Source organism: Streptomyces sp. SID13666, assembly GCF_010548325.1.
GTDB classification, from domain to species: domain Bacteria; phylum Actinomycetota; class Actinomycetes; order Streptomycetales; family Streptomycetaceae; genus Actinacidiphila; species Actinacidiphila fildesensis.
Map to the genome: position 1 here is coordinate 126,919 of NZ_JAAGLX010000006.1, position 19,240 is coordinate 146,158.

A 19,240-nucleotide genomic window follows, 5' to 3' on the forward strand; every position below is an offset into this window, starting at 1 on the left:
TCCTTGTCAGCTGCGAATCCGGCCGCGGTCCAGCAGCGCCTCGGCGCGGGACCTGAGAGTGGACCGGTCGATCTTCCGGTTGGGGTTCATCGGGAACTCCTCCAGGTGCTGGAAGAGCCGGGGGACCATCGCCTTCGGCAGGTCCGCGGTCAACCGGCGGGCCAGGTCGGCCGATGCGGCGGGCTCACCGGTGTAGAAGGTGACGAGCTCATGGCTGCCGCCGACGGCCGCGGCCACCGTGACGGCGTCCTCGACCCCCGGCAGCCGGCGCACGCTGTGGCTGACCTCGGAGAGCTCCACCCGCCAGCCCTGCACCTGCACCTGGTCGTCGGCCCGCCCCACGTAGGCGATCTCGCCGTCCGGGTACCGGCGTACGCGGTCCCCGGTCCGGTACCAGCGCCGTCCGTCGTGCTCCAGGAAGCGGCCCTTGTCCTCGGCAGGGTCGAGGTAGCCGGAGAACATCTGCGGCCCGGTGATGCACAGTTCGCCCTCACCGGCCTCGCTCCCGCCACCGTCGGTTCCGGCGTCCACCGATCCGTCCGGGGCGAGCAGCAGCCGGCCGAGCGAGTCGTGCACCGGGCCGATCGGGACGACGCCGTTGACGTACCGCTCGTCCGGGGTCCCGGGCGACAGCCGGTGCGCGGTGACGGTGATCGTCAGCTCCGTCGGCCCGTACAGGTTCTCGACCACGGACTGCGGTGCGGCCCGCAGCCAGTCCTCCGCGTCCTGCCGGTGCAGCGGCTCGCCCGCGAACAGGCTCCAGCGCAGCCCGGGCAGCGCGCCCGGCGACAGGGCGCCGGTGCGGCGGGCCAGCGCGATGCCGCCGGGGGTCGAGAACCACACCGTCATCCGCTGCTCGGCCAGGAACTCCGGCAGGTCCCGGTACGCCTGCATCGGGATCGGGACGACACAGCCGCCCGCGCCCCAGGCGCAGAACAGGTCGAACATGGCGCAGTCGAAGGTCAGGTCGAAGGTCTGCGAGAACACGTCGTCGGGTCCGAAGCCGTACCGCGCGTCCAGCGTGCGGAAGTAGCTGTCGGCCGCGCGGTGGCTGGTGGGCACGCCCTTCGGGCGGCCGGTCGAGCCGGACGTGAACAGGATGTACGCGGTGTCCTCGGCGTCGGCCGGCAGCGGCGCCGCGAGGGCGGTCTCCCGCGGGGTGGCCGTGATGACGTCCGGGCGCGGTTCCGCGCCCGGGACGAGCACGAGCAGCGGGCCGTCCGCGGCGTCGCGGTCGTCCTGGTCCGCCGTCAGGACGTCGAGGGCGGCCAGTCCGCGCCGGTCGGTGATCACCGCGTCGACGCCGGCCGCCGTGAGGATCGAACGGTTGCGGGCGGCGGGGAAGTCCGGGTTGACCGGGACGGCCACGGCGCCCAGGTAGAGGGCGGCCAGCAGTCCGATATAGGCCTCAGGGGTCTTGGTGGCCAGGATGGCGACGACGCGCGGTCCTCCGGATCCAGCGGGAGCCGCGTTCCGGAGGGCACCCGCCCAGGCGAGGGCGCGCTCGTGGGCCTCGGTGTAGCTGACGTCCACGCCGCCGACCCGGAAGGCCGGGCGGTCGGGGGCGATCGCGAGGCCGCGCAGGAACCGGCCGTGCAGGGTGTGGTCGAGGGCGGCCGCCGTCGGTCCGGTGGATTCCGCCGCTGCGGTCGTCGATCCCGTCTCCGTGATGACGCTCATGTCAGACACCTGCCTTGGGACGCATCGCGTGCTTCGGATCGGCCAGGACGACGTCGAAGTTGCGCACCGCGCACTCGACCCGGCTGAACAGGGCGTCGGGGCCGGCCACCACGAGCCGCGTCACCCCGCGCCGGCCCAGCTCGGCGAGGACCGCCGGCCAGTCGACCGGCTTCACGAAGTGGTCCCGGAGCATCGTCCTGAGCCCCTCGGCGGTGTCGATGAGCCGGCCGTCCTGGTCGGCGAGCACCGGCAGATCGGGGTCGCGCAGCGGCAGGGCGTCGATGACCTCGACGGCGGCCCGGTCGCGCAGCCCGGTGAAGAGCGAGGAGTGCATCGGCGGGCGCATCGCGTACAGCGGCAGCGAACCGATCTTCCGCAACCGTCCGGTGAACGCCTCCAGATGCTCCTCGCGCAGCGAGATCATCTCGAAGCCCTTGTCCAGGCGGCAGGACAGGTCGTACCACTCGCCCCGCTCGTCCATCCCGGCGAGCAGCTCACGCAGCCCGTCGACGGGGGCCCGGACGAAGGACTGGGTGACCACGTCCCGGTGCTCGGTGGCGAAGTAGTCGGCGGTGCAACGGGCCAGCCGGGCCGTCATCACCACCGCGTCGGGGAAGTCCAGCGCACCGCAGAACGCCATCAGCGGCTTCTCGCCGAAGCTGGGTCCCGCGCAGATCTCGGCCTCGGCGCCCAGTTCGGCGCGAGCCCACTGGGCGAGCGCCGTGGAGGCAACCATGAAGGCGACCTGCGCCGCCTCCGAATAATCCTCGCCTGACTCGCGGAACCGGTCGAACACCGAGTAGCCCAGGGCCTCGTCGGCGATCGGCAGCAGATCGCGGGCAAAGGTATTCAGAAGCAGAAACCTGCCCAGGTCGGAGAAACGGGTGGGACCCATTCCTGGAAACACCATTGCCGTAGTCATCGCTGAAACCCGCCTTGTCGCGAACTGGCCTCGTCCGGTCTTTTCTACGGGCTGTCGCAAGGGGGAGTAACCCCTATGTCTCCCCGCCCGCGCCCCTTAGCAACACCCATACCGGACTGGGAATAGGGGTGGGCGGGCAGAGGGTAGGGGGTCGACGCTGTGGCACCTGCTTCGAAGCCACGGCTTCAATGAGGTTCAGGCTGTTTCCGAAATCGCTTCGATCGCCTGACCGAGTGGACCTGACCGAGTGGATGGGTGAACCGAACCATGACCATTGCCGAGGACATCACCTCGACCCGGCCGCAGACGCTGGCCCCGGTGACGGGACAGCTCCCGCCACCCCGCCAGGACCCGCGGTCCCGGGTCGCGCTGCTCAACCTGGTCAAACAGACGGTCAGGGACGGACCGGGCCCGCGTGCCACGGAGCAGCAGTGGGCCAAGGGCAAGCTGACCGTCCACGAGCGGCTGGAACTGCTCTTCGACGAGGGCACGTTCACCGAGATCGAACCGCTGCGCCGGCACCGTGCCACCGGCTTCGGCCTGGAGAACAAGCGCCCTTACACCGACGGTGTGGTGACCGGCTGGGGCGAGGTCATGGGCCGCACGGTCTTCGTCTACGCCCATGACTTCCGGATCTTCGGCGGCTCGCTGGGCGAGGCCCACGCCGAGAAGATCCACAAGGTGATGGACCTGGCCGAATCGGCCGGCGCCCCCCTGGTCAGCCTCAGCGACGGCGCGGGGGCCCGGATCCAGGAAGGCGTCACCGCGCTCGCCGGATACGGCGGCATCTTCCGCCGCAACGTCCGCTCGTCGGGGGTCATCCCGCAGATCAGCGTGATGCTCGGCCCGTGCGCGGGCGGCGCCACCTACTCGCCGGCGCTCACCGACTTCGTCTTCATGGTGCGCGGCACCTCGCAGATGTACATCACCGGGCCCGACGTGGTGCAGGCCGTCACCGGCGAGAAGATCTCCCACGACCAGCTCGGCGGCGCCGACGTGCACGCGTCGATCTCCGGCGCGGCGCAGTTCGTCTACGAGGACGAGGCCGAGTGCCTCGCCGAAGTCCGCTATCTGCTCTCGCTGCTGCCCTCGAACAACCGGGAACTGCCGCCGGCCGTCGCGACGGCCGACCCGGCCGACCGCCGCAACGAGTCGCTGCTGGAACTGGTGCCGGCCGACGCCAACCGCGCCTACGACATCCGGCCGGTGATCGAGGAGATCGTCGACGACGGCGACTTCTTCGAGGTGCACGCCGCCTGGGCCACCAACATCGTCTGTGCGCTGGCGCGGCTGGACGGCCAGGTGGTCGGCATCGTGGCCAACCAGCCGGCTTCACTGGCGGGCGTCCTGGACATCAACGCGTCGGAAAAGGCCGCACGCTTCGTCCAGATGTGCGACTCGTTCAGCATTCCGCTGGTCACCCTCGTCGACGTGCCGGGCTTCCTGCCCGGCAGCGCGCAGGAGCACGGCGGCATCATCCGGCACGGCGCGAAGCTGCTGTACGCGTACTGCAACGCCACCGTGCCGCGCATCCAGGTCATCCTCCGCAAGGCCTACGGCGGTTCGTACATCGTCATGGACTCACGGTCCATCGGCACCGACCTGTCCTTCGCCTGGCCGACCAACGAGATCGCGGTCATGGGTGCCGAGGGCGCCGCCAACGTCGTCTTCCGGCGCGAGATCGCCGCGGCCGACGACCCGGACGCGGTCCGCGCCGAGCGCATCAAGCAGTACCAGGAGGAACTGATGCACCCCTACTACGCGGCGGAGCGCGGCCTCGTCGACGACGTCATCGACCCGGCGGAGACCCGTTCCGTGCTGATCCGCTCGCTGGCGATGCTCCGCACGAAGCACGCCACGCTCCCGTCCCGCAAGCACGGAAACCCGCCGGTGTGACGGCGATGACGACACCGGGCGCACCGGCCGCAGAGGAGCCGGCAGCAGACGTGGCCGCGGACGAACTGCTCATCCAGTTCGTCCGCGGCGAGCCGGACGACGAACAGGTGGCCGCCGCGACGGTCGCCCTGCTCGCGGTCCTCCGGCAGAAGGCCGTGGCCGACGACGACCAGGGCGGGCGCGGCGGCCAGAGCAGCCGGCCGCCGCGCTGGACCCCCGACAGCTACAGCCCGCCGGGCGCCTGGGCCTACGGCTGACAGCCACGAACTCTCCGCCTGTGCCCCGGATCCGCTGCGGATCCGGGGCACAGCCGTATGTCCACCGTATGGGTCCGCAGCGTGCGATCCGCAGCGCTGAACTGCTGGGCCGGGCAACGGGCGGGCAAGGGCGGGCAACACTGAACCCACCGCCTCACTCACTGAGGCGGTGGGACGGTGGGGGGAGCGTTGGCGCGGGTTGGGGTCAGGCCGTCTGGTGCGCTCGGCGCGCGGCGACGGCTTTGGGGTAGCGGATCGTGAAGAGCACGGGAATCACGAAGCTGGCGACCTTGACGACGATCATGGGCGTCGTCGCGTGCGCGTCGGCGCGGATGATGAAGGCCAGCACGACGGCGGCGGCCGCGAAGGCGAGCCCCCACACCTGCGTGATGACGGCGTTGGTCCGGTAGAACGCCTCCGTGCGGGCGACCTTCTCCGGTACGAGTTTGCGTGCGATGCCGAGGGTGAACGGCCGACGGATGAGCAGCGAGCCCCAGGCGGTCAGGGCGAGCCATGCGTCGACAAGAGCCGGCCCGTAACGGACCAGATCCGAGTCCGGTTGCGCGTAGGACAGCCAGGCGATCCCCGCGAAGAACACGAACGCGCTGGTCTCGATCACCATCTCGTCCCAGTTCTTGCCGGACTTGCGATCGCGCCAGATCACCACTGTGGCGATCCCGAGCCCGACCAGTGCACCCTTGCGCCAGTCATCGCTTGTGGCGACGAAGGCATAGGCGATCCACGGGAGGAAGCTGATGAGGTAGCGGGTCATGGATAGCTCCTTTCTCGCATCCATTGCGACAGGCGGGACTAAAGCGCCCCTAAAGCGATCCACAGCCCGCAAGGGCATCAAAAAAGGCTACCCCCGTCGGGCGGGCCGTGCACAGGTTTCGCTTTAGCCGTCCGCAAGGAGCCGATCGCACGCTCTCGTGGATATCGCTCCACGGTCCACCGGAGCGTTGGATACGCATCTGGAGGAATCCATGGCCCGCCGCCTTTTCACGTCGGAATCAGTTACCGAGGGACACCCCGACAAAATCGCCGACCAGATCAGTGACTCCGTCCTCGACGCACTCCTCGGGCAGGACCGCACCGCCCGGGTCGCCGTCGAAACCCTGATCACGACCGGTCAGGTGCATATTGCCGGTGAGGTCACCACGTCCGCGTATGCCGATATCCCGGCGATCGTGCGGCAGACGGTGCTGGATATCGGGTACGACTCCTCCGCGAAGGGGTTCGACGGGGCTTCGTGCGGTGTGTCCGTCTCGATCGGTGCACAGTCCCCGGACATCGCGCAGGGCGTCGACACCGCGTACGAGTCGCGGGTGGAGGGCGGCGAGGACGACCTCGACCGCCAGGGCGCCGGTGACCAGGGCCTGATGTTCGGCTACGCGTGCGACGACACCCCCGAGCTGATGCCGCTGCCCATCGCCCTCGCCCACCGCCTCTCCCGCCGGCTCTCCGCGGTTCGCAAGAGCGGCCGGCTGGCGTATCTGCGCCCGGACGGCAAGACCCAGGTCACCATCGAGTACGACGGCAGCAAGGCCGTCCGCCTCGACACCGTCGTGATCTCCAGCCAGCACGCGCCCGACATCAGCCTGGACTCCCTGCTCGCCCCGGACATCCGGGAGTTCGTCGTCGAGCCCGAGCTGGAAGCCCTCGGCCTCACGCTGTCGACGGAGGGCTACCGGCTCCTCGTCAACCCGACCGGACGGTTCGAGGTCGGCGGTCCGATGGGTGACGCCGGGCTGACCGGCCGGAAGATCATCGTCGACACGTACGGCGGGATGGCCCGGCACGGTGGCGGCGCGTTCTCCGGCAAGGACCCGTCCAAGGTGGACCGTTCCGCCGCCTACGCGATGCGCTGGGTCGCCAAGAACGTCGTCGCCGCCGATCTGGCGACGCGCTGCGAGGTGCAGGTCGCCTACGCCATCGGCAAGGCCGCCCCCGTCGGGCTGTTCGTCGAGACGTTCGGCACCGAGACCATCCCCGTGGCCCGCATCCAGGACGCCGTCAGCCAGGTCTTCGACCTGCGCCCGGCCGCCATCGTGCGTGACCTCGACCTGCTGCGGCCCATCTACGCGCAGACCGCCGCCTACGGCCACTTCGGCCGGACGGACGCCGACTTCACCTGGGAGTCCACCGACCGGGCGGCCAAACTCCGCCAGGCCGCCGGTCTCTGACAGCCGGCCGAGGAAGAGCACCGGAGGAGTGAGTGACTGAGATGCGCACCGCCATCACAGGATCCATCGCAACCGACCATCTGATGGTCTTCCCCGGTCGGTTCACCGACCACCTGGTCGCCGACCAGCTCCAGAACGTGTCCCTGTCCTTCCTCGCCGACACCCTGGAGGTCCGGCGGGGAGGGGTGGCGGCCAACATCGCCTTCGGCATGGGGCAGCTCGGCCTCGCCCCGGTGCTGGTCGGCGCGGTCGGCCCGGACTTCGCCGACTACCAGGTCTGGCTCAAGCAGCACGGCGTCGACACCGACTCCGTCCAGATCTCCCACGAGCACCAGACGGCCCGCTTCGTCTGCACCACCGACTCGGTGCAGAACCAGATCGCCACGTTCTACGCGGGCGCGATGGCCGAGGCCCGCCGGATCGCCCTCGCCCCCGTCACGGAACGCGCCGGCGCCCTCGACCTGGTCGTCGTCGCGCCCAACGACCCCGAGGCGATGCTCCGGCACACCGCAGAATGCCGTGAGCTGGGCATTCCCTTCGCGGCCGATCCGTCGCAGCAACTCGCCCGGCTGGACGGGGAGTCGGTACGGCTGCTCCTCGACGGCCCACGCTTCCTCTTCAGCAACGAGTACGAGGCGGCGCTCCTCCAGGAACGCACCGGCTGGAGCGCCGACCAGGTGCTCCAGCACGTCGGCACCTGGATCACCACGCTCGGTGCCAAGGGTGTCCGCATCGAGCGCGCGGGCGAGGCACCGCTCCTCGTACCGGCCGCCCCGACCACCGGCGCCACCGAACCCACCGGGGTCGGCGACGCCTTCCGCGCCGGGTTCCTGGCCGGCGTCACCTGGGATCTCACCCTCCGGCGCTCGGCCGAACTGGGCTGCGCCCTGGCCACCGTCGTCCTCGAATCGGTCGGCACCCAGGAGTACCACCTGGACCGCACCGACCTCCTCACCCGGCTGCGGACCGGCTACGGCACCGAGTCCGCCACCGAGCTCGAACCGCGGCTGTCCTACCTGGCGAGGTCCCTGTGAGCGTGAGCCAGGAGAGGGTGCGGCTGCTGCGGGACGCGTTCGCGTCGCGGGTGGTGGTGGGCGACGGCGCCATGGGCACGATGCTCCAGGCGCAGGACCCGTCGATGGACGACTTCGAGAACCTGGAGGGGTGCAACGAGGTTCTGAACGTCACCCGGCCGGACATCGTCCGGTCGGTGCACGAGGAGTACTTCGCGGCGGGTGTCGACTGCGTCGAGACCAACACCTTCGGGGCGAACCTGGCGGCACTGGGGGAGTACGACATCCCCGGCCGCATTCATGAACTCTCGGTCTCCGGTGCCCGGTTGGCCCGCGAGGTGGCGGACGGCTTCGCCACGCCCGACCGGCCGCGCTGGGTGCTCGGCTCCGTCGGGCCCGGCACCAAGCTCCCGACCCTCGGCCACGCCCCCTATGCACTGCTGCGGGACGGCTACGAGGAGAACGTCGCCGGCCTCATCGAGGGCGGCGCGGACGCCATCCTGGTGGAGACCACCCAGGACCTGCTCCAGACCAAGGCCGCCATCGTCGGAGCCCGGCGGGCGATGAGCTCCGCGGGCATCCACCTGCCGCTGATCTGCCAGGTCACGGTGGAGACGACGGGCACCATGCTGCTCGGCTCCGAGATCGGTGCGGCGCTGACGGCGCTGGAGCCGCTCGGCATCGACATGATCGGGCTGAACTGCGCCACCGGCCCGGCGGAGATGAGCGAGCACCTGCGCTACCTGGCCCGGCACGCGCGGACCCAGGTCTCCTGCATGCCGAACGCCGGTCTGCCGGTGCTGGGCAAGGACGGCGCGCACTACCCGCTGTCGCCGGTGGAGCTCGCGGACGCGCACGAGACGTTCGTGGGCGAGTACGGGTTGTCGCTGGTCGGCGGCTGCTGCGGCACCACCCCTGAGCATCTGCGGCAGGTCGTGGAGCGGGTGCGGGGCCTGGATGTCGTGCAGCGCAGCCCGCGCCCGGAGCCGGGTGCGGCGTCGCTCTATCAGACGGTGCCGTTCAAGCAGGACGCGTCGTATCTCGCGATCGGTGAGCGGACGAACGCCAACGGCTCGAAGAAGTTCCGTGAGGCGATGCTGGAAGGGCGCTGGGACGACTGCGTCGAGATGGCCCGCGACCAGATCCGCGAGGGCGCGCACCTGCTCGACCTGTGTGTCGACTACGTCGGGCGTGACGGGGTCACGGACATGGCCGAGGTCGCGGGCCGCTTCGCGACGGCGTCGACGCTGCCGATCGTGCTGGACTCCACCGAGGTCCCGGTGCTGCGGGCGGGGTTGGAGAAGCTGGGTGGCCGGGCCGTCATCAACTCCGTGAACTACGAGGACGGTGACGGTCCCGAGTCCCGGTTCGCGCAGATCACGGCGCTGGCGGCCGAGCACGGTGCCGCGCTGATCGCGTTGACGATCGACGAGGAGGGCCAGGCCCGCACCCCGGAGCACAAGGTCGCCATCGCGGAGCGGCTCATCGAGGACCTGACCACCAACTGGGGCATCCTTGAATCGGACATCCTCGTCGACTGTCTGACCTTCACGATCGCCACCGGTCAGGAGGAGTCCCGCAAGGACGGGATCTCGACGATCGAGGCGATCCGTGAGCTGAAGCGCCGCCATCCGCTGGTGCAGACGACGCTGGGTCTGTCGAACATCTCTTTCGGCCTCAACCCGGCCGCCCGTGTCGTGCTGAACTCGGTCTTCCTGAACGAGTGTGTGGACGCCGGCCTGGACTCCGCGATCGTGCACGCCAGCAAGATCGTGCCGATCGCCCGCATTCCTGAGGAGCAGCGGGAGATCGCGCTGGATCTGGTCCATGACCGGCGTCGTGAGGGTTATGACCCGTTGCAGGCCTTCCTGGCGGCGTTCGAGGGCGTCGACATGAAGTCCGTCAAGGCCGGCCGTGCGGAGGAACTGGCTGCGCTGCCGCTGGACGAGCGGTTGCAGCGGCGGATCATCGACGGGGAGAAGAACGGTCTGGAGCAGGATCTCGATGAGGCGCTCACGACCCGTCCCGCGCTGGCGATTGTCAACGACACCCTGCTGGAAGGCATGAAGGTCGTCGGTGAGCTGTTCGGTTCGGGTCAGATGCAGTTGCCGTTCGTGCTGCAGTCCGCGGAGGTCATGAAGACCGCGGTCGCCTACCTCGAACCGCACATGGAGAAGTCCGACGCGGAGGGCAAGGGCACCATCGTGCTGGCCACGGTCCGTGGCGACGTTCATGACATCGGTAAGAACCTGGTCGACATCATCCTGTCCAACAACGGCTACAACGTCGTGAATTTGGGGATCAAGCAGCCGGTGGCGGCGATCCTGGACGCGGCAACTGAGCACAAGGCCGACGTGATCGGCATGTCGGGTCTCCTGGTGAAATCCACCGTGATCATGAAGGAGAACCTGCAGGAGCTCAACCAGCGCAAGATGGCCGCCGACTACCCCGTCATCCTGGGCGGCGCCGCCCTGACCCGCGCGTATGTGGAGCAGGACCTGCACGAGATCTACGAGGGCGAGGTCCGCTACGCGCGGGACGCGTTCGAAGGCCTGCGGCTGATGGACGCGCTGATCGCCGTCAAGCGCGGCGTCCCCGGCGCCACCCTCCCGCCGCTCAAGCAGCGCCGCGTCGCCGCCGTGGACCGTCCCGCACGCGGCCCGGTGGCCCCGGAACCGCTGCCCGCCCGCTCCGACGTGGCCGCCGACAACCCCGTCCCGAAGGCGCCGTTCCTGGGGACACGGATCGTGAAGGGCATTCCGCTCGCGGAGTACTCCTCCTGGCTGGACGAGCGGGCCACGTTCATGGGCCAGTGGGGCCTGAAGTCCGGCCGTGGCGGCGGGCCTTCGTACGAGGAACTGGTCGAGACGGAGGGCCGGCCGCGGCTGCGGATGTGGCTGGACCGGCTGCACACCGAGAACATGCTGGAGGCGGCCGTGGTCTACGGCTACTTCCCCTGCGTGTCCAAGGGCGACGACCTGATCATCCTGGACGAGAAGACCGGCGGCGAGAGCCACCGCTTCACGTTCCCCCGCCAGCACCGCGACCGGCACCTCTGCCTGTCGGACTTCTTCCGCCCCGAGGGCAGCGGTGAGCCCGATGTCATCGCGCTCACCGTCGTGACCATGGGGAACAGGGTCTCCGAGGTGGCGAACGAGCTGTTCGCCGCCAACGCCTACCGCGACTATCTCGAACTGCACGGTCTCTCCGTCCAGTTGACCGAGGCGCTGGCCGAGTACTGGCACGCCCGGATCCGCACCGAACTGGGGATCGCGGGCGCCGACCCGGACAACCTGGACGCGATGTTCCGCACCGAGTACCAGGGCTGCCGCTACTCGCTCGGCTACCCGGCCTGCCCGGACCTGGAGGACCGCGCCAAGATCATGGACCTTCTCAAGCCGGAACGTATCGGCGTCGTCCTGTCCGAGGAGTTCCAGCTGCACCCGGAGCAGTCCACCGACGCGATCGTCATCCACCACCCGGAAGCCAGCTACTACAAGGCGTGAGGAGGACCGTTCCCGCTATGACCACCGCATTGACCACCGCATTGACCACCGCTATGGCCCCCGTTGTGAATGCGCCGACGACCAGCAACAACCTGCGCGATGTCCTCGCCGCCGGGCAGCGCACGTTCTCGTTCGAGTTCTTCCCTCCGAAGACGGACGCGGGCGAGCGCGTCCTGTGGGACGCGGTCCGCCGTATCGAGGCCGTCGGTCCCACCTTCGTGTCCGTCACCTACGGCGCCGGCGGCTCCTCGCGCGACCGGACCGTGGACGTCACCCGGCGGATCGCCACCGAGACGACGCTGCGCCCGGTCGCCCATCTGACCGCGGTCGGCCACACGGTGGCGGAGCTGCGGCAGATCGTCGGCCGGTACGCGGACGCCGGGATCCGCGACGTCCTCGTCCTGCGCGGCGACCCGCCGGGCGACCCGCGCGGCCCGTGGCAGCGGCATCCCGGAGGCCTGGACCACGCGGCGGACCTCGTCGAACTCGTCCGTTCCATCGGCGACTTCAGCATCGGCGTGGCGGCCTTCCCCGAACGCCACCCCCGCTCCCTGAACTGGGACGACGACATCCGGCACTTCGTCGACAAGTGCCGGGCGGGCGCCGACTACGCCATCACCCAGATGTTCTTCGACGCGGACGACTACCTGCGGCTGCGCGACCGGGTGGCCGCCGCGGGATGCGACACCCCGATCATCCCGGAGATCATGCCCGCCACCGACGTCCGGCAGATCCGGCGCTTCGCGGAGCTGAGCGACGCGACCTTCCCGCCGGCGCTGGCCGAGCAGCTGGCGGCGGCGCAGGACGCCCCGGCGACCGCCCACCGGATCGGGGTGGACCACGCGACGCGGCTGGCCCAGCGCCTGCTCGACGCCGGTGCCCCCGGCCTGCACTACATCACCCTCAACCGGTCCACCGCGACGCTTGAGATCCACCAGAACACAAGGAGCGCAGATGCCGTCCCTCACCGCCGCTGATTTCAAGGTCGCGGACCTCTCCCTCGCCGCTTACGGCCGCAAGGAGATCATCATGGCCGAGCACGAGATGCCCGGTCTGATGTCGATCCGCGCCGAGTACGCGGCGTCCAAGCCGCTGGCCGGCGCGCGGATCACCGGCTCGCTGCACATGACGATCCAGACCGCCGTCCTCATCGAGACCCTGGTCGCGCTGGGTGCGGAGGTCCGCTGGGCGTCGTGCAACATCTTCTCCACCCAGGACCACGCGGCGGCGGCGGTCGCGGTCGGCCCGACCGGCACGCCCGAGGACCCGCAGGGCACCCCCGTCTTCGCCTGGAAGGGCGAGACGATGGAGGAGTACTGGTGGTGTGCCGAGCAGGCCGTCACCTGGCCCGACGGCGGCCTGAACATGATCCTGGACGACGGCGGCGACGTCACGCTGCTGATCCACAAGGGCGTCGAGTTCGAGAAGGCCGGCGCGGTCCCGGACTCCGCCGAGGGCGACTCCGAGGAGTACGGCTACATCCTCGACCTGCTGCGCCGCACCCAGGCGGAGAGCCCCGGCAAGTGGACCACCACGGCGGCCCTCATCAAGGGCGTCACCGAGGAGACCACGACCGGCGTCCACCGGCTCTACGAAATGCAGCGCGACGGCGGCCTGCTCTTCCCCGCGATCAACGTCAACGACTCCGTCACCAAGTCGAAGTTCGACAACAAGTACGGCTGCCGCCACTCGCTCATCGACGGCCTCAACCGTGCCACGGACGTGCTGATCGGCGGCAAGGTCGCCGTCGTCCTCGGCTACGGCGACGTCGGCAAGGGCTGTGCGGAGTCGCTGCGCGGCCAGGGCGCCCGGGTGATCGTCACCGAGATCGACCCGATCTGCGCACTGCAGGCGGCGATGGACGGTTACCAGGTCACGACCCTGGAGGAGGTCGTCTCCGAGGGTGACATCTTCGTGACGACGACCGGCAACAAGGACATCATCATGGCCGCCGACATGGCGAAGATGAAGCACCAGGCCATCGTCAGCAACATCGGCCACTTCGACAACGAGATCGACATGGCGGGCCTTACCAAGGTCCCCGGCATCGTCAAGGACGAGGTCAAGCCTCAGGTCCACACCTGGAAGTTCCCCGACGGGCACACCATCATCGTGCTGTCCGAGGGCCGCCTGATGAACCTCGGCAACGCGACCGGCCACCCGTCCTTCGTGATGTCGAACTCCTTCGCCAACCAGACGATCGCCCAGATCGAACTCTTCACCAAGACCGCCGATTACCCCATCGGTGTCTATGTGCTCCCCAAGCACCTGGACGAGAAGGTCGCCCGCCTCCACCTCGACGCCCTCGGGGTGAAGCTCACCGCCCTGCGCCCGGAGCAGGCCGCCTACCTCGGCGTCCCGGTCGAAGGCCCGTACAAGGCGGACCACTACCGCTACTGACACCACTCCTGATATCGCCACTGATCCACCCGGTACCGGTGGGTGGAGGGCGTGACGTGACGGGCGCTGCGGGGTTCATCTCCATGTGAACGGAACCTCGCAGTCATGGCTGCCGCGCTTCAACCTCCTCGTCCCTCTCGTGAGGTCGCTCGCCGATCCGGCCGCGGTCCTGGCGGGCGCCGTCCTCGTCGGGGTGCAGGCGCTGCGGCTCGGGCAGTGGATCGTCGACGACGCGGCCATCACGTACGCCTACGCGCGCAGCATCGACGAGGGGTACGGCCCGGCCCAGCAGGCCGGTGCCCCGCCGGTGGAGGGGTACTCCAACCCGGCGTGGCTGGCGCTGCTGGTGGCCGGGCGGCGGCTGCGGCTGTTCGACCACGGGGCGCTGTTCGGGGTCTCGGACCTCGTGTGGTTCCCCAAAGCGCTGGCGCTGCTGTGCGTGATCGGCATGCTGGCCGCGGTTTCGTTCGCGGCGCGGGCGGTGCTGCCGGGGCGGGCGTGGGCCGTGACGCTGCTCGCCGGTGCGGCGATGGCCGGGAACTTCTCGCTGGTGGTCTGGCTGTTCTCCGGACTGGAGAACCCGCTGTACGGCCTGGCCGTCACCACCCTCGCGGCCCTGCTGGCCCGGTCCGTCGCCCGCGACGCCCTGCTGCGGCCGGGCACCGCCGTCGTGGCCGGCCTCCTCGCGCTGCTCGCCGCGCTCACCCGCCCGGACGGCATCATCTACGCGGCCGCGTACCCCCTGACGACGCTGCTGCTCGCGCGCCGGCGGCGCATGGCTCGTGCGATCGCTTTGTCGACAGCGACCATCGCTCTCCCTTACGCGACTCATCTGCTCTGGAGGCATGCGGAGTTCGGCCGCTGGGTCCCCAACACCGCGGTCGCGAAGGCCCAGCGGGCACCGGACCTGGCCGGCCTCGCCCGCACCACCGAGCTGCTCTCCTTCGCGGGCTGGACCCTGGTCCTCGCCGCGCTGGGCTGCACGGCCGCCGTACTCGCCCGCCCGGGTCCGGGCCGCCGGGTGCTGCTCGCCGTGCTCGTCCCGCTCGCCCTTGCCCTGACCGCCTACGGGACGCTGCAGCGCGACTGGATGGCCCTCTACCGCTTCGCGACCCCGGTATGGACGCTCGCGGCCTTCGCCGGCGCGCTGGCCGCCGTCACCGTATGGGACCGCGAACGGCCGCGCGGACGCGCGGTCCTGGCGTCGGCGCTCCTCGTCGGATCCGTCCTGTCACTGGCCGGACAGCGGCCCCGCGCGGCGGAGTTCCAGGCCGACCCGACGCTGTCGATGTGCTACGTCGCCGACCGCTACGGACGGTTGTTCAACACCTACGCCGACCGGCTCGCCCTGCCACCCGACGCCGGCCTCCTGCTCCCCGACCTCGGCGGCACCCTCCTGACCAGCCGGCTCCGCATCACCGACCTCGCGGGCCTCACCGACCCGGCCATCGCGGACGCCTACGCGGCGAACGACACGAGCCGCCTGCGCAGCTACGTCTTCGACACCGTGCGCCCCACGTTCATCCACGTCCACCACCCCTGGCCGACCATCTCCGGCCTCACCCCCGCAGCCCTCACCGCCCACGGCTACGTGCCGCTCTCCACCCGGACGGACACCGGCGACTGGATCCGCCGCGCCGCCGTCCCCGACCCCACCCGCCTCACGGCCCTCCAACACACCACCCTCCCCGCCATCCCCCGCTCCACCCACCTCCGCGCCACCACCCCCACCCACCCCTGCGGCCCCCGCCTCACCCCGACGCCCTGACCATGAACACCCCGGCCCCGACGGCTCCCGCCGGACATCCGGAATGCCGACCGCTATCCGCCTCCTGGCGCCGCCCGCATGACGCAACGACAGCTCGCCCGCTGACGACACAGGTCTGCCCAGAAGGGCGTGCGGCTGGATATGGCTGGAGATACGCGAAGACCCCGTCCCCAGCGTTTCCGCTGGTTACGGGGTCCTCGGACACCTTTTACAAGGTGCCCCCGGCAGGATTCGAACCTGCGCACCCGGCTCCGGAGGCCGATGCTCTATCCCCTGAGCTACGGGGGCGTGTCGTCCGCAGTAGCGGTGACGGGTGAAACCCTACCAGCTTGTGCATGGTGCCTGGGTACAGGGTTTTGGGGTGTTGGCCCGAAGGGGGTGGGGGTCGTGGGGGAGGGCTTTAGCGCATGGGGTGCGGTGGGCGGGGGCGGGTTCGGAAAGCTCCCTCTCACGGGGAAGAAGTGGGCAAAACGCGGACGGATCGCGATGGCCCCGCCTACTCTTCGAGATGTGCCGGGCGTGTCCGGCCGGGTCCTTGTGGTCGACGACAACAAGGTCATCCGGCAGCTGATCAGGGTCAATCTCGAGCTGGAGGGCTTCGAGGTCGTGACCGCGGCTGATGGTGCCGAATGCCTGGACATCGTCCACCGGGTGCAGCCCGATGTGATCACGCTCGATGTGGTGATGCCGCGGCTGGACGGACTGCGTACGGCGGCCCGGCTGCGGTCCGACGCGCGGACGCGGGACATACGGATCGCGATCGTCAGCGCGTGCACCCAGCTCGAGGTCGAGCGCGGCGTGGCGGCCGGGGTGGACGCGTTCCTGGGGAAGCCGTTCGAGCCCTCCGATCTGGTGAACATGGTGCGGCGGCTGGCCCATGGCGCACCGGGCGCCCCCGGCGCTCCCGGTGGTGAATCGTCCGCCGGCGCGCCCACCGAGGGCCAGGCGGCCGCGGCCCCCGGTACCGGTTGCGGCTGAGGTTGTCGGTGGGGTGACGCCCGCCCCGTCCGGCGCCTTCACCGCTCGCGAAAGAGTGGAGGGCGGCGAAACCCGGTCGCATGGGCACCCCCCTCCTCGCCTACCCTTTCCGTGTGACCCCCGCTGAGCTCTCCCGTGCTGTTCTGAGCACGGTTCGCCGCGCCGTCGCGGCCGATGAGCTGCGGGTGACGGTGCCGGACCGGATCAGCGTGCAGCGTCCGCCCCGGCCCGGGTGCGGCGACTACGCGACGAATGTCGCGCTGCAGCTCGCGGGCGCCGCGGGGTGCCCGCCGCGGGAGGTCGCGGAGGTGCTGCGCAAGCGGCTGGCGACGGAACCCGGTATCGCTCAGGTGGTGATCGCGGGCCCCGGCTTCTTGAACATCACGCTCGACACGGCGGCCTACGGGGACGTGGTGCGCAAGGTGCTGGAGCGGGGCGCGGCCTACGGCCACGGCGACTCCCTCGCCGGCACGAACGTGACACCCGTCCATGACGGCGAGCCCCGCGCGGCGGTCACCGCCGAGGCGCTGGAGCGGCTGCTGCGTTCCTGCGGTGCCAATACCGGGGCTGAAGGCCCCGCCGAACCCGCACCCCCCGAACCCGTCTCCGTCCGTCCCGCCGGCGCCACCGCCGCCCAGCTCTGCGAGCTCCTCGGCCCCGACGCCGCCCGCTGGGCGCTACTGCGCCCCCCGGCCGACGACGCACCGTCCCTGGATCCCGCCGTCCTGCTCTCTCAGCGCTCCGGCAATCCGCTCTTCCGGGTCCGTTACGCGCACGCCCGCAGCCGGGCACTGCTCCGCAACGCCCACGATCTGGGCATCGAACCCTCCTCAGACGCTTCGGACGGTACGTTTCACCATCCCGCGGAGACGGACCTCCTCGGCCTGATCGCCGACTACCCCCGTGTCGTAGAGACCGCTGCCCGGCACCGCGCCCCCGATCGGGTCGCCCGCCATCTGGAACGGCTCGCCGACGCTTTCCTCCGCTTCCACGACGAGTGCCCGCCGCTGCCGCGCGGCGACGAGAAACCCTTGGCCGCCCACCGTGTCCGGCTGTCGCTCGCCGAAGCGACCGGCACGGTGCTGGCAGGCGGCCTGGACCTGCTCGGCATCAGCGCGCCAGAACACCTCTGAGGAGACAGAGCCCCGTGAGTAGATCCGCCCACCCCGCCGGGCCCCGCTACGCCGACGTCATGCCCGAGGGGCATTACACCGCGCCCCCCGCCGACCTGAACGTCCTCGATCCGCGCGTGTGGGCCCGTACGGTCACCCGCAACACGGACGGTGCGGCCGAGGTCGGCGGCCTGGACGTGCGCGATCTCGCCGAGGAGTTCGGCACGCCCGCCTACTTCCTCGACGAGGAGGACTTCCGGGCCCGCTGCCACGCCTGGCGCGACGCGTTCGGCGAGGGCGCGGACGTGTTCTACGCGGGGAAGGCGTTCCTGTCGCGGGCGGTCGTGAAGTGGCTGTTCGAGGAGGGGCTCAACCTCGACGTGTGTTCCGGCGGCGAGCTGGCGGTGGCGCTGTCGGCGGGGATGCCGGCCGACCGCATCGCGCTGCACGGCAACAACAAGTCGCTGGAGGAGATCGAGCGCGCCATCGAGGTGGGTGTCGGGCGGATCGTCCTGGACTCGTTCCAGGAGATCGTCCGGGTCGCGCACGTCGCCGAGCGGCTCGGAAAGCGCCAGCGGGTGCAGATCCGGGTGACCGTCGGTGTCGAGGCGCACACGCACGAGTTCATCGCGACGGCGCACGAGGACCAGAAGTTCGGGCTGGCGCTCGCCGGCGGGCAGGCGGCCGAGGCGGTGCGCCGGGTCCTGAAGCTCGACGCGCTGGACCTGGTCGGCATCCACTCGCACATCGGATCGCAGATCTTCGACATGGCCGGCTTCGAGGTCGCCGCGCGCCGCGTGGTGTCGCTGCTCGCCGAGGTCCGTGACGAGCACGGTGTGGAGCTGCCCGAGATCGACCTGGGCGGCGGCCTCGGCATCGCCTACACCTCGGAGGACGACCCGGCCGAGCCGCACGACATCGCCAGGGCGCTGCGGGAGATCGTCACCCGTGAGTGCGAGGCGAACCGGCTGGGCGTGCCGCGGCTGTCCGTGGAGCCGGGCCGGGCGATCGTCGGCCCGACGGCGTTCACGCTGTACGAGGTGGGCACCGTGAAGCCGCTGGAGGGTCTGCGGACGTATGTGAGCGTGGACGGCGGGATGTCCGACAACATCCGCACCGCGCTGTACGACGCCGAGTACAGCGTCTCCCTGGTGTCCAGGACGTCCACGGCCGAGCCGATGCTCGCGCGGGTCGTCGGCAAGCACTGCGAGTCCGGCGACATCGTCGTCAAGGACGCGTTCCTGCCCGCCGACCTCGCGCCCGGCGATCTGCTCGCGGTTCCGGCGACCGGGGCGTACTGCCGTTCCATGGCGAGCAATTACAACCATGCTCTGCGGCCGCCCGTGGTGGCCGTGAATGATGGCGGGGCGCGGGTGATCGTGCGACGGGAGACGGAGGACGATCTCCTGCGTCTTGACGTCGGCTGACGTGAAATCTCAAAAATAGCGGGGCTGATCTCACACACCGGACACGGGATGGATTCTCGCGTCCGGTGCGTGAGACTGGTCCCACCCCGAGAGCTGTG

Annotated in this window: 14 protein-coding genes and 1 tRNA gene; 11 read left to right on the forward strand and 4 right to left on the reverse strand. The window is 70.3% G+C overall.

Going from position 1 to position 19,240, the window contains the following annotated elements; all coding sequences use genetic code 11:
• Positions 1-6: 6 nt before the first annotated feature.
• Together G3I60_RS12245 and G3I60_RS12250 are read right to left on the reverse strand one after the other, a co-directional pair.
• Positions 7-1,680: an AMP-binding protein gene (locus G3I60_RS12245; RefSeq protein ID WP_164293352.1), complete on the reverse strand. Its 1,674-nt coding sequence runs from the start codon at positions 1,678-1,680 to the stop codon at positions 7-9.
• A gap of 1 nt (position 1,681) precedes the next feature.
• Positions 1,682-2,575: an ACP S-malonyltransferase gene (locus tag G3I60_RS12250; protein ID WP_232485217.1), complete on the reverse strand. Its 894-nt coding sequence runs from the start codon at positions 2,573-2,575 to the stop codon at positions 1,682-1,684.
• A 294-nt stretch (positions 2,576-2,869) separates the two neighbouring features.
• Here G3I60_RS12250 and G3I60_RS12255 point away from each other — a divergent pair, with 294 nt between their 5' ends.
• Complete coding sequence (locus G3I60_RS12255) at positions 2,870-4,498, forward strand: acyl-CoA carboxylase subunit beta (RefSeq protein WP_164293353.1); 1,629 nt, start codon at positions 2,870-2,872, stop codon at positions 4,496-4,498.
• Positions 4,499-4,503: 5 nt separating this feature from the next.
• Positions 4,504-4,755 (forward strand): acyl-CoA carboxylase epsilon subunit, encoded by a 252-nt coding sequence (locus G3I60_RS12260; RefSeq protein ID WP_138355986.1) that lies wholly within the window; start codon positions 4,504-4,506, stop codon positions 4,753-4,755.
• A 205-nt stretch (positions 4,756-4,960) separates the two neighbouring features.
• On the opposite strand, the gene G3I60_RS12265 is transcribed toward G3I60_RS12260, so the two are convergent.
• On the reverse strand, positions 4,961-5,527 hold the full coding sequence (locus tag G3I60_RS12265; protein WP_164293354.1) for a hypothetical protein: 567 nt from the start codon (positions 5,525-5,527) through the stop codon (positions 4,961-4,963).
• Between the two features lie 211 nt (positions 5,528-5,738).
• Between G3I60_RS12265 and metK the strand changes: the two genes are divergently transcribed.
• The 6 genes from metK (at position 5,739) to G3I60_RS46355 (ending at position 15,625) form a co-directional block, all read left to right on the forward strand.
• Entirely contained in the window at positions 5,739-6,938 is a 1,200-nt protein-coding gene (gene metK / locus G3I60_RS12270; RefSeq protein ID WP_138355984.1) for a methionine adenosyltransferase, read from the forward strand.
• Positions 6,939-6,979: 41 nt separating this feature from the next.
• Complete coding sequence (locus G3I60_RS12275) at positions 6,980-7,972, forward strand: carbohydrate kinase family protein (RefSeq protein WP_164607137.1); 993 nt, start codon at positions 6,980-6,982, stop codon at positions 7,970-7,972.
• 2 nt (positions 7,973-7,974) lie between these two features.
• Positions 7,975-11,457 (forward strand): methionine synthase, encoded by a 3,483-nt coding sequence (metH, locus tag G3I60_RS12280; protein ID WP_164607118.1) that lies wholly within the window; start codon positions 7,975-7,977, stop codon positions 11,455-11,457.
• 53 nt (positions 11,458-11,510) lie between these two features.
• Positions 11,511-12,434 carry a methylenetetrahydrofolate reductase [NAD(P)H] gene (gene metF / locus G3I60_RS12285; RefSeq protein WP_164607138.1) on the forward strand — a complete coding sequence of 308 codons (924 nt, stop codon included), beginning with the start codon at positions 11,511-11,513 and terminating at the stop codon, positions 12,432-12,434.
• Positions 12,412-13,857 carry an adenosylhomocysteinase gene (gene ahcY, locus G3I60_RS12290; RefSeq protein WP_164607120.1) on the forward strand — a complete coding sequence of 482 codons (1,446 nt, stop codon included), beginning with the start codon at positions 12,412-12,414 and terminating at the stop codon, positions 13,855-13,857. The genes metF and ahcY overlap by 23 nt, the downstream gene beginning before the upstream one ends.
• 85 nt (positions 13,858-13,942) lie before the next feature.
• Positions 13,943-15,625, forward strand: coding sequence for a hypothetical protein (locus tag G3I60_RS46355; RefSeq protein ID WP_164607122.1), 1,683 nt, complete (start codon positions 13,943-13,945; stop codon positions 15,623-15,625).
• 216 nt (positions 15,626-15,841) lie between these two features.
• Here the strand turns inward: G3I60_RS46355 and G3I60_RS12300 are convergent.
• A tRNA-Arg gene (locus tag G3I60_RS12300) sits at positions 15,842-15,913 on the reverse strand.
• 222 nt (positions 15,914-16,135) lie between these two features.
• Here G3I60_RS12300 and G3I60_RS12305 point away from each other — a divergent pair.
• The 3 genes from G3I60_RS12305 (at position 16,136) to lysA (ending at position 19,142) form a co-directional block, all read left to right on the forward strand.
• Positions 16,136-16,603, forward strand: coding sequence for a response regulator (locus G3I60_RS12305; RefSeq protein WP_244809421.1), 468 nt, complete (start codon positions 16,136-16,138; stop codon positions 16,601-16,603).
• Between the two features lie 113 nt (positions 16,604-16,716).
• Positions 16,717-17,736, forward strand: coding sequence for an ArgS-related anticodon-binding protein NrtL (gene nrtL / locus G3I60_RS12310; protein WP_164607124.1), 1,020 nt, complete (start codon positions 16,717-16,719; stop codon positions 17,734-17,736).
• 14 nt (positions 17,737-17,750) lie between these two features.
• A complete protein-coding gene (gene lysA, locus G3I60_RS12315; protein ID WP_138355977.1) occupies positions 17,751-19,142 on the forward strand; it encodes a diaminopimelate decarboxylase in 1,392 nt (463 codons plus the stop codon).
• Positions 19,143-19,240: the final 98 nt, after the last annotated feature.